At 47.4% G+C, this 447-nt stretch carries 1 protein-coding gene; it reads left to right on the forward strand.

The annotated features are described in order from the left end of the window. On the forward strand, positions 1-447 hold a 447-nt coding region (locus C6366_RS21075), incomplete at both ends, for a peptidoglycan bridge formation glycyltransferase FemA/FemB family protein (RefSeq protein WP_146164946.1).

Below are 447 nucleotides of genomic sequence, written 5' to 3' on the forward strand. Positions count from 1 at the left end.
GCCCAAAACCCGTTACAACATTGGCTTAGCTCAACGCAAAGGAGTGACAGTACGTGAATTGGCGATGGAGGATTTGGATGTTTGGTATGAATTGTACCGGCAAACAACAATTCGAAATGGCCTGTTTCTTCATCCGCGTGACTACTTTGAGGCGGTTCTATTGGCGCGTGCCAACAACACCGCATCTCCTGCACAGGTGAAGTTGCTGCTTGCCGAGGCTGAGGGTATGCCCTTATCTGCAATGTTTTTGGTGCTTTCGGGCAAACGGGCAACATATCTTTATGGTGCTTCTGCCACGGTGAATAAAAACTTTATGGCAAGCTATGCGTTGCAAAAAGAGGCCATGCTCATTGCCAAAGCACACGGATGTAAGGAGTACGACCTTTTTGGTGTCTCCCCCGGACCCGATGAATCTCATCCAATGTATGGTTTATATCGATTTAAAAC

Origin of the sequence: Desulfonatronum sp. SC1, from assembly GCF_003046795.1 — a bacterium.
Taxonomy (GTDB): domain Bacteria; phylum Desulfobacterota; class Desulfovibrionia; order Desulfovibrionales; family Desulfonatronaceae; genus Desulfonatronum.